This is a genomic window from Streptomyces sp. R41 (genome assembly GCF_041053055.1).
In the GTDB taxonomy this organism is placed as follows: Bacteria; Actinomycetota; Actinomycetes; order Streptomycetales; family Streptomycetaceae; genus Streptomyces.
In genome coordinates, this window is record NZ_CP163443.1 from 2,893,529 (window position 1) to 2,907,091 (window position 13,563).

Sequence of the window (13,563 nt, forward strand, 5' to 3'; positions counted from 1 at the left end):
GCGTGTACGCATTTAGGGTCGGCGCGCCCGTATAGACAACGATCCGACCCAAAAGGGGGTACTGCCGTGCGGAGGAAACGTGTTGGGGCGGCGGAGGTGCTAGGTGTCGTGGGTGCGGGGCCCTTCGGCGGCTGGGGGTGGGATTTCGCCCCCTCCGCCCCTGCCCTCCCCCACTCTCGGCTTCGCTCGAGCGGGGGGACCCCATCGTCCCTGGGGGGCTGCGCCCCCAGACCCCCGCTAAAAGATCGCGCAGTTCCCCGCGCCCCTTTTCAGGGGCGCGGGGAACTGCGCGACCAGCCCGGGTAGGGCGGTGGGGGCGAAAAACCTACGCCTGGCGTACCCGCAACGCCCTTGTCAGGTCGTCGAGTTGGTCGGCGAGCTTGCGGCGCAGGGCCGGGATGGGGTCGGCGTCGCGCAGGCAGGTCTCGCCGAGGGTGAGGGTCTCGGCGGAGATGGCGTGGACGGGAAAGGCCCAGCGGCCCGCGGCTTCGGCGATGGCGGGGCCGCGGCGGGCGGCGACGGCCACGGCGTCGGGCCAGAAGCGCTCGACGTACTCGCGGACGAGGTCGGCCTGTTCGGGCTGCCAGAAGCCCTGGGCGGTGGCGGTGAAGAGGTAGTTGGAGAGGTCGTCGGTCGAGAACATCGCCTCCCACGCCGTCCGCTTGGCCTCGGGGTCGGGCAGCGCGGCATGACAGCGGGCGGCGCCTTCCTGGCCGGTGGCGCTGGGGTCCTGGACGAGTTCGGCGTCGATGACGGCGTCGTCGACGGCGCCGAGGACGGCGAGCCGCCCGAGGATGCGCCAGCGCAGCTCGGGGTCGAGCTCGGGGCCGCCGGGGACGGTGCCTTCGGAGAACCAGGCGCTGATGGTGTCGGGGTGGGCGGCGACGTCGATGAAGTGGCGTACGGCGGTGAGGCGCAGGCCGGGGTGGGAGCCGTCCTCGGTGCGGCGGATGAGGTCGCGGCACAGGGCGGTGAGGGTGGCGAGGGCGGTGGGGCGGTCCTCGGGGGCCAGGTAGCGGTCGGCGACGTGGGCGGCCGCGAAGGACAGGACGCCTTGGACGAGAGCGAGGTCGGTCTCGTGCGGGAGGTGGGCGCGGGCGGCGTCGATGTAGGCCATGGCGGGCAGTTCGCCGTCGCGTACGGCGTCGCGCAGGGCGTTCCAGACGACGGCGCGGGTGAGCGGGTCGGGCAGGCCGGAGAGGGTCGCGCTGACGGTCTCGAAGGACTCGGGGTCGAAGCGGACCTTCGCGTAGGACAGGTCGCCGTCGTTGAGGAGGAGCAGGGCGGGGCGCATGCCGATCGCCGTCGGTTCGGCCTGCGGTACGTCGACGTCGAGGCGCTCGCGCAGGGTGAGGCGGCCCTCGCCGGTGAGGTCCTGGTCGTAGAGGCCGACGGCGATGCGGTGCGGGCGGCTGCCGTCGTGCCGCACGGTGAGGGTGTGGGTGCCGTCGGCCGCCGCGGTGATCGTGGGGGTGAGGGTGTCGACACCGGTGGTGCGCAGCCAGGCGTCGGCCCAGGCGTGCACATCGCGCTCGGTGGCGGAGGCGAGGTTGTCGATGAAGTCGGCGAGGGTGGCGTTGGCGAACTTGTGGCGGGCGAAGTGGGTGTTGATGCCGGCGAGGAAGTCCTTCTCGCCGAGCCAGGCCACCAGTTGACGCAGCGCGGAGGCGCCCTTGGCGTAGGAGATGCCGTCGAAGTTGAGCATGGCGGACGCGGTGTCGGGGACGGCGTCCGGGTCGGGGGCGACGGGGTGGGTGGAGGGGCGCTGGTCGGCGTCGTAGCCCCAGGATTTGCGGGCGACGCCGAAGTCGGTCCAGGTGTCGGTGAAGCGGGTGGCTTCGGTGAGGGTCTGGTAGCCCATGTACTCGGCGAAGGACTCGTTCAGCCAGATGTCGTCCCACCAGCGCAGGGTGACGAGGTCGCCGAACCACATGTGGGCCATTTCGTGCGCGATGACCATGGCGCGGGTCTGCCGCTCGGTGTCGGTGACGGCGGAGCGGTAGATGAACTCGTCGCGGAAGGTGACGAGCCCGGGGTTCTCCATGGCGCCGGCGTTGAACTCGGGGACGAACGCCTGGTCGTAGGAGTCGAAGGGGTAGGGCTCGTCGAACTTCTCGTGGTAGCGGTCGAAGCAGGCGCGGGTGACGTCGAGGATCTCGTCGGCGTCGGCGTCCATGTGGGGGGCCAGGGAGCGGCGGCAGTGGATGCCGAAGGGCAGTCCGCGGTGTTCGGTGCGCACGGAGTGCCAGGGGCCGGCGGCGACGGCGACCAGGTAGGTGGAGATCAGTGGGGTGGGCGCGGCCTTCCAGCGGCCCTGACCGAGGTGTTCGGTGACGCCGTTGGCGAGGACGGTCCAGCCGTCGGGGGCGGTGACGGACAGGTCGAAGACGGCCTTCAGGTCGGGCTGGTCGAAGGCGGCGAAGACGCGCTGGACGTCTTCCATGAACAGCTGGGTGTAGAGGTAGGTCTCGCCGTCGGTGGGGTCGGTGAAGCGGTGCATGCCTTCGCCGGTGCGGGAGTAGCGCATGGCGGCGTCGACGCGCAGTTGGTGCTCGCCCGCGGTCAGTCCCTTGAGCGGCAGCCGGTTCTCGACGAGGGTCTCGGGGTCGAGGGGCTGCCCGTCGAGGGTGACGGAGCGCAGTTCGGCGGGCTTCAGCTCGACGAAGGTGTCCGCGTCGGCGCGGACGGTGAACCGGATGACGGTCAGGGAGTCGAAGGTCTCGTCCCCGCGGGTCAGGTCGAGTTCGATCCCGTAGTGGTGGACGTCGAGGAGCTTGGCACGGGTCTGCGCTTCGTCGCGCGTCAGTACGGACATGGGGACATGCTGCCTGATGCCGCTGACAGGGCACAGAGGTGGCCCGGTACGGGCTTTATGTCCCGCGGCGGTTACGGGGGCAGGTACCCGTCGGCCAGGGGGCGCGTGTACCCGTCGGCCACCGGGCGCGGGATCCGTCGGCTATGGGGTGCGGTCCTGCTCCAGCCTCTTGTTGCGGGCCTCGCGCTGGAGGGGGACGCGGGTTTCGGGGTGCGCGAGGGCGGGGTCCGGGAAGTGTTCCTTCACCAGGGCTCGCAGTTCGCGCAGCTCGCGCTCCAGGGCCTGGTGGCGCTGGTGGGTGTCGTACAGGTAGCGGACCTTGGTGCGCAGCGCCCAGGGGTCGATGGGTTTCATGACGAGGTCGGCGACGCCGAGGCCGAAGGCGATGGAGGTGAGTTCGGCGTTCGGGCCGAAGCCGGTGAGCAGGATGATGGGGATGTGCTGGGTCTGCTCCACGCGCCGCATGTAGCGCACGACGTCCAGGCCGCTGACGCCGGGCATGCGCACGTCGAGGAGGAGCAGTCCGACCTGGCCGCGCAGCACTTCCTTGAGCGCTTCGTCGCCGCTGGTCGCCCGGGACACCTGGTAGCCGAGCGGGGCCAGGGCGCTCTCCAGGGCGTACAGCGTGTCCTCATGGTCGTCGACGATGAGGATCTTGGCATCCGACGGCATGGCCCGACGTCCCCTCGTTTGGACATACCAGCTTATGCCCGTACCGACTCACGAAGTGCGCCCGTGGTTGTGGCGGGAAGTGCCGGCGGCGAGTGCCCGGCGAAGAGTTCTCCCGCAGGATGCACGCTCCGACCGCCCGCTGTCACTCCCCCGTGTCGGCCGCTGCGCTGCCCGCGTCGTCCGCGATGCGCTCGTGGTGGCGGATGACCTCGGCGATGATGAAATTCAGCAATTTTTCGGCGAAGGCCGGATCCAGTTTGGCGTTCTCGGCGAGCCGGCGCAGCCGGGCGATCTGGTGTGCCTCGCGGGACGGATCGGCGGGCGGCAGCTGGTGTGCGGCCTTGAGGTGGCCGACCTGCTGGGTGCACTTGAAGCGCTCGGCGAGCATGTGGACGACGGCGGCGTCGATGTTGTCGATGCTGTCGCGCAGCCGGGCGAGTTCGGCGCGGACCGCGGGGTCGACCTGGCCGCTTCCGCCGGCGGTCGCTTCGTTGGTGTTGCTCGTGGTCATGGGATCCAACCCTACGTGGCGTACGGGGGCTCGATCATGGTCCCTATGTGGCGCGCAGGGACTTGATCATGGTCCCTACTTGGCGTGGAGGGGCTCGATCATGGGCGGATCGTCGGGGTCCGGTATCTGGTTGCTCCAGCCGCCGGGGACGGTTCGGCCCTGCTGTTCGCGGAAGCGGACGGGTGCCATGCCGACACGGCGGGTGAACAGGCGGGAGAAGTAGGCGGGGTCGTCGTAGCCGACGCGGCGGGCGACGGCGGCGACCGGGAGCTCGGTGGCGGCGAGGAGTTCCTTGGCGCGGCCCAGGCGGATGCCGAGGAGGTAGTCCTTGGGGCTGCATCCGGCGCCGCGGCGGACGGCGGTGCGCAGTTCGGCGGGGGTCATGCCGTGCCGGGCCGCGTGTTCGGCGACGGACAGCGGCTGGAAGGCGTCGCGGGCGAGGGCCTGCAGGACCTCGTCGCCGTCGGGGGCGAGGTCGGCGCGGGCGCGGCGCAGGGCGACGAGGAGTTCGTGGATGGCGGCGCCCGTCTCGACCTCCAGGAGGGGGTTGCCGCGGCGGGCGGCGCGGGCGATGCGGCCGACGACCGCGCGGGCGGCGCCCGCGTCGGCGAGGGGCACGACGGGCCGGCCGGGTTCGATGTAGCCGAGTTCGGTGTACGTCGCTGTCGCGGGCCCGGTGAAGTCGACGAAGCATTCGTCCCAGCTCGGGTCGGGCCCGTAGTGGTGCGGTACGCCGGGGGTGAGCCAGATCAGGGCGGGCGCGGTGACGGGGTGGCGGTGTCCGTCGGGGGCCCGGTACCAGCCGCTGCCCGCGCTGATCACGACGGCGACGTGGTGGTCGAGGGTGCGCGGCCCGACGACGGGCAGCTCGCCGTGCTGGAGGCCGACGCCGAGGCAGGCGAGGCCGAGCCGGTGATGGGCGGGGGCGGGGGTGAAATAGCGCATCCAGGTGTGGTACATCCGCTTTCCTCCCGCCCGGCTCGGCGACTCCGGCGTGTCTCCCCGCGTACCTGAGCGTCACTGCGTGTCCGTACGCGTCTCTTGCGTCCAATCAGCGCTGATCTTTGTCCATGGACGCGGCTGCCGCCAGGGGGTGATCGTGTGGCCATGAGCGAGTTCACGGTGGGGGACACGGATTTTCTGCTGGACGGACGCCCGGTGCGGCTGCTGTCGGGCGCACTGCACTACTTCCGGGTGCACGAGGAGCAGTGGTCGCATCGGCTGGGGATGCTGCGGGCGATGGGGCTCAACTGCGTGGAGACGTACGTTCCGTGGAATCTCCACGAGCCGCGCCCCGGCGTCTTCCGGGACGTCCAGCAACTGGGCCGGTTCCTGGACGCGGCCCGCGAGGCCGGGCTGTGGGCGATCGTGCGCCCGGGCCCGTACATCTGCGCGGAGTGGGACAACGGCGGGCTGCCGCACTGGCTGACGGGGAGGATCCGGACGCGGGACGCCGAGTATCTGGGGCACGTGGAGCGCTGGTTCCACCATCTGCTGGGCGAGATCGTGCCGCGGCAGATCGACCGCGGCGGCCCAGTGCTCATGGTGCAGGTCGAGAACGAGTACGGCAGCTACGGCTCCGACCAGGTGTATCTGCGCAGGCTCGCCGACCTGTTGCGCGCCGGGGGCGTGAGCGTTGCGCTGTTCACCTCGGACGGCCCCGAGGACCACATGCTGACCGGCGGTTCGATCCCCGGCGTCCTGGCGACCGCCAATTTCGGCTCCCACGCGCGCGTGGCCTTCGAGACGCTGCGCCGGCACCGGCCCGAGGGCCCGCTGATGTGCATGGAGTTCTGGTGCGGCTGGTTCGATCACTGGGGCGCCGACCACGTCGTACGCGATCCCGGGGACGCCGCGGACGCGCTGCGGGAGATCCTGGAGTGCGGGGCGTCGGTCAACCTCTACATGGCGCACGGGGGCACCAACTTCGCGGGCTGGGCGGGCGCCAACCGGGGCGGCGGCGATCTGCACGAGGGCCCGCTGGAGCCGGACGTCACCTCGTACGACTACGACGCGCCGATCGACGAGCTCGGGCGCCCCACCGAGAAGTTCTGGCGGTTCAGGGAGATCCTCGCCGCGTACGCCGACGGGCCCCTGCCCGACGTACCCCCACCGCCCGCGCCCCTCGGGGCACCCGCGTCGGTCGACCTTGGTGAATGGGCACCCCTGGGCGCCGTACTGGAGACGCTGGGCGGCCCCGAGGCCGAGTACGCCGTGCCGCCGACCTTCGAGGAATTGGACGTGGACCAGGGGCTGGTCAAGTACGAGGTGACCGTGCCCGGCCCCCGGCAGCCGTACCCGTTGACCCTGCGCGGGCTCCGGGACCTCGCGGTGGTGTACGTCGACGGCGCGCGGGCCGGTGTGCTCACCGAGGACGAGCCGCAGCTCAAGGAGCCCGTCGCGGGGCACGCGCGCGTGGAGCTGTGGGTGGAGTCCCTGGGGAGGGTCAACTACGGGCCGCGCACCGGCGAGCCGAAGGGCATCACCGGGGGTGTGCTGCACGAGCGGCAGTATCTGCACGGAGTGCGGGCGCGGGGGCTGCGCCTCGACGCGCTGGACGACATCGGGGGTGTCCCCTTCCGGGAACTCCCCGAGGACGGCGCCCCCGGCCTGTACCGCGGCACCGTCGAGGTGCGCGGCGCCGGGGACGCCCTCCTCGAACTCCCGGGCTGGACCCGGGGGTTCGTGTGGATCAACGGGTTCAATCTCGGACGCTACTGGTCCGTGGGCCCACAGCGTTCGCTGTACGTCCCTGGTCCCGTCCTGAGGGAGGGCGTGAACGAGGTGTGGGTGCTGGAGCTTCAGGAGGCTCCGGAGACCTCGGTGACCTCGAAGGAGTCCAGCGCGAACTCCGCCGTGCCGTCGTCCCCGATCTTGCGGAGTCCGACCCAGGCCTCGCCGTCGGCGGGCGCGGTGAACTCGTAGGCGATTTCTGCCGGTTCGGTGGCGGCGGGGAGGTCGGTGCGGTCGAGCTCACCAGTCGTCGCCCCTCGGTCGACGGCGGTGATCCAGGCGTACTGCACGGCCTTCTCGTTCTCGTAGCGGAAGGCGACCCGGTAGCGCCTGCCCGGCTCGAACCGGACCGTGTGCGGCACGGTCCGGTAGACCAGGCCGTCGTTCTCGCCGCGCGACTTCAGCGACTGGGAGCCGTCGATGACGTCGTCGATCGCCTTGCCGTTCCAGCCGCGCTGGGTGAACGGCGCGTGCCGCTGGGCGATGTGGGTGCGCGGGTCGGTGGCGCCGCCCGCGTCACCCTTCACGAAGGGTCCCCAGCCCTGGGGGACGTTCTCGAAGTCCTCGAAGACGAGGGTGCCTTGCTTCGTCGTACGGCGCGCCGGCACGACCCGTACGTTGTCGAACCGCACGCGCGCGTACCCGGCGTCGGCGCGCAGAGTGAGGTCGACCCGGCCGCCGCCCTCGGGCACCGTGAAGTAGGTGAACAGCCTCTGGAAGCGGGTGCCGTGCTTGCGGTCGGCGGCGACATGGTTGCCCGCGGTGGACGTCTCGGTCCAGTTGGCGGCAGTGACACCGTCGGCGGTACGGACCTGGAGGGACGCCTTGCGGGTGTCGTCCGCGCTCTCGCCGACCTCGACCTGGACGGAGGCCGCGTACGGGCCGGGCCTCAGGCGGGTGAGCCGCTGGGAGACGGTGGCGGCGCCGCCGGAGCCGATCACCAGCTCGTAGTCGCCGAGATCGCTGAGCTCGACGGAGGCGGGCCCGCTGACCGTCCAGCCCTTCAGCGAACCGGAGTTGAAGCCGGGGTCGTGGAGTGGTGTGGCCTGACCCCAGGCGGGGTCGGGGGCGTCGGAGACGCGGGTGCGGTAGAGGACGTACGGCTGCTTGGCCGTGGCGTCGAGGGTGATCCCGCCGTCGCGTACGGGGACGTACTTCAGGAACACCCGGCCCTGGTCGGTGAGCCGGTACAGGGCGACCCGGGACAGGCTCCCCCACGCGCGCGGGAGCCGCCAGCGGCTGGTGCCGCCCCCGGGGTTGTAGTGGTAGAGCTTCGTGGGTCTCTTCGGCTCCCAGGGCAGGAGGTAGGTGCCGCCGTCGTAGACGAGCCGTCCGTCGGTGGTGATGCGGCGGGTGCCGTCGGCGTCGGAGACGGCAGTGGACCCGTCGAAGGTGATCCGGTGCTCGCCCCATGTCCTGATCGGATACGCCTGGAGGTACTTGGCGGGCAGCGAGTGGGTCCAGATCAGGTCGTAGAAGTAGGTCCAGTCGGTCTTGCCGGTCCAGCCCTCGAAGTTGCCCATGCGGGCGATGCCCAGCAAGGTGGGCCACTTGTCGGCGAAGACGTCCTTCTGGTGGTTGCGGATGAAGCGGATGAGCTGCGAGTTGATGCCGCGGGAGGTGTCGGGGCCGTAGTCCGTCTCGGTCGCCCAGTGCGACCACAGGGAAGAGCGTTCCAGGCCGTGGCCCCACTCGGAGGTGACGTGCCAGCCCTGGTCGCGCAGGGCGCGCTGGAGACGGTCGGAGGTCCAGCCGGACTCGCGGAAGACGTCGATGTAGAGGGAGTTGAGGGCGGGGTCGGCGTCGGCTCGCAGATCCGCGAAGCGCTTGATGATGTCGCCGGAGACGAGGTCGCGGCGCTGGTCGATCCGGTAGGACTGGTCCAGCCAGTCCCACTGCTCGTTGGTCTTGTCGACGAGGGTCTCGGAGAAGGCGTGGGCGACGGGGTAGGACTCGGTGGCGTTGACGTGGACGGCGAAGTCGCTGTTCCACTTCTTGCCCTCGCCGACCAGGGTGTTGAGGTCGTCGAGGCCGCCCGCGCGCTCGTTGTAGTTGCCCGCGTAGTCGGGGTGCGCGGAGTCGTGGCCCTCGGACTGGTAGCCCTTGAGGAGCGTGAACTGCCTGAGTCCGTCGGTCGCCAGGGAGATCCGCTTGACGTTGTCGAGGGTGGCGAGGAACGGGTTGGTGGCCTGCGAGGCGAAGTTGAACGGGATGTGCGGCACGACGCGCAGATATGTCTCGTCGGCCCCGAGCGGGGTGACCATGATGTCACGGAAGGCGATCGCGGCGTCCTGCCAGTCGATCACGCCGTCGCCGTTGCGGTCGCCGGTGACGATGACCGTGGCGTACGGGAGGGGCTCGGTGTCGGTCGCGGTCGCCGCGCGGTGGGTCCACTGGCCGGGGGCGAGCTGCGCCTTGACGTAGCCGTCCTTGCGGACCGTCTGCCGCCACAGCCTGCCGTTCTCCCACGAGCTGGTGCTGTCGGGCTTGTCGTAGACCGTGTTGGTCTCCACGGCACCCGCGAGTCCGTGGTGCGCGACAACGGCGTACGCGCACCCCGTGGCGGTATCGGCCGGGGTGTCGGCGGTCGGGACGATCAGGGTGTCGCCGCTCTTGGACTTGTCCAACTGGACTCGGGCGGCGAGGAGTTGGGCGCCGGGCTGGTCGCTGCGGACGGAGAGCAGGGCGAGGCCGGGGATACGGAGAGTGCCGACCGGGAAGGCAGCGGAGTCGGCGATCTCCGTGACGCGCCAGGTCACTTGACGATCCGTCACCGTGATCTCGACGTGGATCGTGGTGCCGCCGTCGAAGGAGAGGCGGTACGCGACCGCGGTGTCGCCCGCCGTGGTGGTGACCGTCGGGGTGCGCTCGGCGTTGTCGACGAGGACGGAGGTGACCTCGTCCTCCTGGCCGTGCAGGACGGCACCGGTGGCGCGGTCGGTGTAGGAGACGATCCGCGGGAAGGCGGCGGCGACGCGGACCTCGAGGGCGCGGGAGCGGATGACGAGGTCCTCACCGGAGGCGGCCGCCTCGGCGGAGGCCGTACCCGGTGTGCCGAGTGCGGCCCCGATTCCGGCGGCGGCACCCACCGCGACGACGGCGCGGCGGGTGGGGGCGAACGAGTCCGAGGGCAGGGCTTGTGAAGGCATGGCTGAGGGCTGCAAGGCACTCCTCCTGGAGGCGGCGTTCGGTGCCGTCAGCCTGCGCCGGGTGGGGCGGACGTGCCCATGGACAAAGGAGGGAGAGGAGTTGGACTAACGGGCTGCCGGTCTAACGGTCCGACGCCCGCAGCACCTTGTGCAAGTGCACGTCCTGATGACCGCCCGGGATGCCCTCCGTGCGGCCCGTCTCGCGGTAGCCGTGCCCGCGGTAGAAGTCGGGGGCCTGGAAGGTGAACGACGAGACGATCATCTCGGCGCAGCCGCGCCGGACTGCCTCCTCCTCGGTCGCCTTCAGCAGCTTGCTCCCCCAGCCCGCGTGCCGCTGGTCCGCACGCACCCACAGCATGTCGACCGCGCAGCAACTGCCCCAGACCCAGGCGGTGAGTCCGCCTACGAGTTCGCCCGCGGTGTCGGTCACGCGGACCGAGAGCGGGATCGGCGCACCGGCACCGGTGGCTTCCGCGTTGAACGCGGTGAGTTCGTCGTCGAGGCGCTGCTCCAGGGCGTCGTCCTTGCCGCCGACCTCCAACGATGCGGGGACGGGCGGCTGCTGGGCGGGGCCGACGGGGTGCTCTTCGGTGGTCATGGCGCGGAGTATGTCAGCGTCCCGGGGCCACCGCCGAGGGCTTTTCCGGCGCCGGACGCGGGCCACGGCTGTGGCCTTTCCCGACGCCGGACGCGGCCACGGCCGAGGGCTTTCCCGACGCCGGACGCGGGCCACGGCTGTGGGCTTTCCCGGCACCGGACGCGGGCCACAGTTGCAGCCTTTCCCGACGCCGGACGCGGCCACGGCCGAGGGCTTTCCCGACGCCGGACGCCGCCGCGTCATCGCCCGCCGGTCTTCTCGTACGGCAGGACCGCGCGGACCTGCCAGCCGCCCTCCGGGGCGGGGCCGGCGGTGAGGCTGCCGCCGAGGGCGGTGACGCGTTCGGTGAGGCCGACGAGGCCGAAGCCGCTGCCTGGGAGGCCGGGGAGCGGCTTGGTGCCGTCGTCGGCGACGCGTACCTCCAGGCCGGTGGGGACGGTGCGCAGGGCGATGCGTACGGCTGTGGCGTCCGCCGCGTGTTTACGGATGTTGGTGAGGGACTCGCGCACGATGCGGTGGGCGGCGGCCGCGAGGTCGGCGGGGAGGTCCTCGGGCAGGCCCGGTTCGACGTACAGGACGGCGGGCGGGCCGATGCGCGAGAAGGTGTCGGCGAGTTCGCGGATCTCGCCGAGGCCCGCGATCGGCGCGGTCGGCGCCCGTTCCTCGCGCAGGACGCGCACGAGGCGGCGCATCGCACCGAGCGCCTCGTCGCCCGCCGCGGCGATCCGCTCGAAGGCGTCGGTGGCCCGTTCGGCGTCGGCCGCGGTGGGGTGTCTTCCCGGGGCACCCTGCGTCCCGTTGTCGCCGCGCGACGGGCCGGACTCCCGGCCGGAACGGCTTCCCCGGGATTCTCCAGCCGGCTGGGTACCGGTGAACGCGGCGGCGCGGGCCTGGACAACCATGCCGGTGACGTAGTGGGCGACCAAGTCGTGGAGCTCCCGGGCGAGTTCGAGACGTTCGGCGGTGCGTACGGCCTCGAGGTCGCGGACGCGCTGCGCGTTCTGGGCACGCAGCAGCAGCGAGAACGCGGTGACGACGACGGTGAGCACGGCGAACAGGAGAGTGAAGCGGCCCGGGTCCGCGTCCCGCACCGGTGCCGCCATGCAGGCGACCGCCAGCAGCGGCCCGAGCACGGCGGCGCGGCGCGCGGGCGCGTGCAGCAGGACGCCGGTGAGCAGTACCAGCAGGGCGACGGCTTCGCCCATCCCCCACACGACCAGCGGCCGGTCGACGATCAGCAGATACAGAGTCACCGCCCAGGACACCCCCACCGCGACCCAGGCCCGCACATCCCGGGGCACCCTCCCCCACGGCACCGCACACAGACACACCACGATCCCCGACCCCCACACCACGACATGCGGCCCCGTGGGCTGCCGCGCCAGCGCGACCCCCTCGTACGTCACGAGCAGTATCAACACCCCGGCCAGCACGAACTTGGCAGCCAACGCGACGGCGGGGTGCCGCTGAAGGGAGCGGGCCAAACGGGCGATGACGGCGGGGCTGGGGGGCTCGGGGCGGGGTCGCGGGCGGGGTCGGGGGCATAGCCGGGATCGGAGCCCGAAGCGGGACCTGGGCCGGAGCCGGGACCGGAGCCCGAAGCGGGACTGGGGCCCGGACCGAGACCCGGATCGGGACCTGGACCTAGACCCGGACCGGGACCGGCAGCGGGATCGGGGCCCGGAAGGGGACTGGGTTTGGGGCCTGGACCAGGACTTGGGTCGGGATCGGGACCGGAGCCGGAGCTGGGATCGCGGCCCTGATGGGCGCCGGAGCCCGGACCGGGGCCGGAACCGGAACCCGAGCTGGAAGCGGGGCCCGAGCCCGGACCAGGACCGGCAGCAGGACCGAGGCCCGGAAGGGGACCGGGGTCGGGGCCTGGACCAGGACTTGGGTCGGGATCGGGACCGGAGCCGGAGCTGGGATCGCGGCCCTGATTGGCGCCGGAGCCCGGACCGGGGCCGGCACCGGAACCCGAGCTGGAACCGGGACCGGGACCGGGACCGGCAGCAGTACCGGGGCCTGGACCAGGACTTGGGTCGGGATCGGGACCGGAGCCGGAGCTGGAAGCGGGGCCCGAGCCAGAACCGCGACCGGGACCCAGATCGGGGCCGGGACCGGAGCTGGGACCGGGACCCGAGCCCGGACCGCAACCCGAAGCGGGACCGCAACCGGAGCCCGGATTCAGGCCGAGGTTTCCGCCGCTTCGTGCCGGTGCCGGTGTGCCCCCGGGCACCCCGGCACCGGCAGACTCGCTCGCCCCGTCGCCATCCAAAGCCTCGCGCCCGGCAGGCGCCAGGCCACCCCCGCCGGACCCGGCGCCCGCGCCCGCGTCGGCCCTCGGCCACGCCCCTCCGCCACGGCGTCCGCCCGCTCCGCCGTCTCCTCGTTCCGCCCCCTCCGCCGCGCCCTTCACGAGCCCCGGGCGGTGAGCCCGCTCTCCCAGGCCCACGCCGCGATCTCCACCCGGTTGCGGGCGTCGAGCTTGGACTGGACGTGGGTGAGGTGGGTCTTGACGGTGGAGAGGGAGACGGAGAGATCGGTGGCGATCTCGGCGTTGGTGAGGCCGCGGGCGAGGCAGCGGACGACGTCCTCCTCGCGGCCGGTGAGGGGCTCTCGGGGAACGCGAGGCGGGGTGCGGTTGGCCGATGTCAGTTCGCGCAGGAGCCGTACCGTGATCGCGGGCGAGACGAGGGAGTCGCCGACGGCCGCGGCCCGCACCGCTTCGACCAGCATGGCGGGGCCGGCGTCCTTCAGGAGGAAGCCACTGGCCCCGCCGTGCAGCGCCGCGAACACGTATTCGTCCAGGTCGAAGGTGGTGCAGATGACGATGCGGGGACGTTCGGCGCCGGTGGCCACAAGGCGCCGGGTCACTTCCAGGCCGTCAAGTCCGGGCATCCGGATGTCGAGCAGGAGAACGTCCGGATCGTGCGTGGCGACCGACGCGAGCGCCGCCTCGCCGTCCACCACGTCGTCGACGACCTCGATGTCGGACTGGCTCTCCAGGATCATGCGGAAGCCGGTGCGGACCATCTCCTGGTCGTCCGCGATGACCACCGTGATCGCCATGCGCCTGCCTGTCCTC

General features: G+C 71.9%; 8 protein-coding genes and 1 pseudogene. 1 reads left to right on the plus strand and 8 read right to left on the minus strand.

Annotation, left to right across the window (positions count from 1 at the left end; all coding sequences use genetic code 11):
• Nucleotides 1–325: 325 nt before the first annotated feature.
• The 4 genes from pepN to AB5J53_RS13620 all read right to left on the minus strand — a co-directional run bounded on the left by pepN (nt 326) and on the right by AB5J53_RS13620 (nt 4,958).
• The gene (gene pepN / locus AB5J53_RS13605; protein WP_369245892.1) at nt 326–2,815 is read right to left on the minus strand and encodes an aminopeptidase N; all 2,490 of its coding nucleotides are present in this window, start codon (nt 2,813–2,815) and stop codon (nt 326–328) included.
• Nucleotides 2,816–2,956: 141 nt separating this feature from the next.
• The gene (locus AB5J53_RS13610) at nt 2,957–3,487 is read right to left on the minus strand and encodes a two-component system response regulator (RefSeq protein ID WP_369245893.1); all 531 of its coding nucleotides are present in this window, start codon (nt 3,485–3,487) and stop codon (nt 2,957–2,959) included.
• 142 nt (nt 3,488–3,629) lie between these two features.
• Nucleotides 3,630–3,998, minus strand: coding sequence for a chorismate mutase (locus tag AB5J53_RS13615; RefSeq protein ID WP_369245894.1), 369 nt, complete (start codon nt 3,996–3,998; stop codon nt 3,630–3,632).
• Between the two features lie 75 nt (nt 3,999–4,073).
• Nucleotides 4,074–4,958: a helix-turn-helix domain-containing protein gene (locus AB5J53_RS13620; protein ID WP_369245895.1), complete on the minus strand. Its 885-nt coding sequence runs from the start codon at nt 4,956–4,958 to the stop codon at nt 4,074–4,076.
• 147 nt (nt 4,959–5,105) lie between these two features.
• On the opposite strand from AB5J53_RS13620, the gene AB5J53_RS13625 reads away from it, so the two are divergent.
• The gene (locus AB5J53_RS13625) at nt 5,106–6,923 is read left to right on the plus strand and encodes a beta-galactosidase family protein (protein WP_369245896.1); all 1,818 of its coding nucleotides are present in this window, start codon (nt 5,106–5,108) and stop codon (nt 6,921–6,923) included.
• On the opposite strand, the pseudogene AB5J53_RS13630 reads toward AB5J53_RS13625, so the two are convergent.
• From AB5J53_RS13630 to AB5J53_RS13645, 4 genes and pseudogenes are all read right to left on the minus strand, one after another.
• Nucleotides 6,815–9,880: pseudogene (locus AB5J53_RS13630) on the minus strand (endo-alpha-N-acetylgalactosaminidase family protein); the annotation flags it as partial. The gene AB5J53_RS13625 and the pseudogene AB5J53_RS13630 overlap by 109 nt on opposite strands.
• A 121-nt stretch (nt 9,881–10,001) precedes the next feature.
• On the minus strand, nt 10,002–10,478 hold the full coding sequence (locus tag AB5J53_RS13635; RefSeq protein WP_369245897.1) for a GNAT family N-acetyltransferase: 477 nt from the start codon (nt 10,476–10,478) through the stop codon (nt 10,002–10,004).
• Nucleotides 10,479–10,717: 239 nt separating this feature from the next.
• Complete coding sequence (locus tag AB5J53_RS13640) at nt 10,718–11,962, minus strand: sensor histidine kinase (protein WP_369245898.1); 1,245 nt, start codon at nt 11,960–11,962, stop codon at nt 10,718–10,720.
• Between the two features lie 928 nt (nt 11,963–12,890).
• A complete protein-coding gene (locus tag AB5J53_RS13645) occupies nt 12,891–13,547 on the minus strand; it encodes a response regulator (protein ID WP_369245899.1) in 657 nt (218 codons plus the stop codon).
• Nucleotides 13,548–13,563 lie beyond the last annotated feature (16 nt).

Bases quoted from the DNA above. Each gene is read 5' to 3' on its own strand.
- AB5J53_RS13615 (WP_369245894.1), bottom strand. From the start codon at position 3,998: ATGACCACGAGCAACACCAACGAAGCGACCGCCGGCGGAAGCGGCCAG.
- AB5J53_RS13620 (WP_369245895.1), bottom strand. From the start codon at position 4,958: ATGTACCACACCTGGATGCGCTATTTCACCCCCGCCCCCGCCCATCAC.
- AB5J53_RS13645 (WP_369245899.1), bottom strand. From the start codon at position 13,547: ATGGCGATCACGGTGGTCATCGCGGACGACCAGGAGATGGTCCGCACC.
- AB5J53_RS13610 (WP_369245893.1), bottom strand. From the start codon at position 3,487: ATGCCGTCGGATGCCAAGATCCTCATCGTCGACGACCATGAGGACACG.
- pepN (WP_369245892.1), bottom strand. From the start codon at position 2,815: ATGTCCGTACTGACGCGCGACGAAGCGCAGACCCGTGCCAAGCTCCTC.
- AB5J53_RS13625 (WP_369245896.1), top strand. From the start codon at position 5,106: ATGAGCGAGTTCACGGTGGGGGACACGGATTTTCTGCTGGACGGACGC.
- AB5J53_RS13635 (WP_369245897.1), bottom strand. From the start codon at position 10,478: ATGACCACCGAAGAGCACCCCGTCGGCCCCGCCCAGCAGCCGCCCGTC.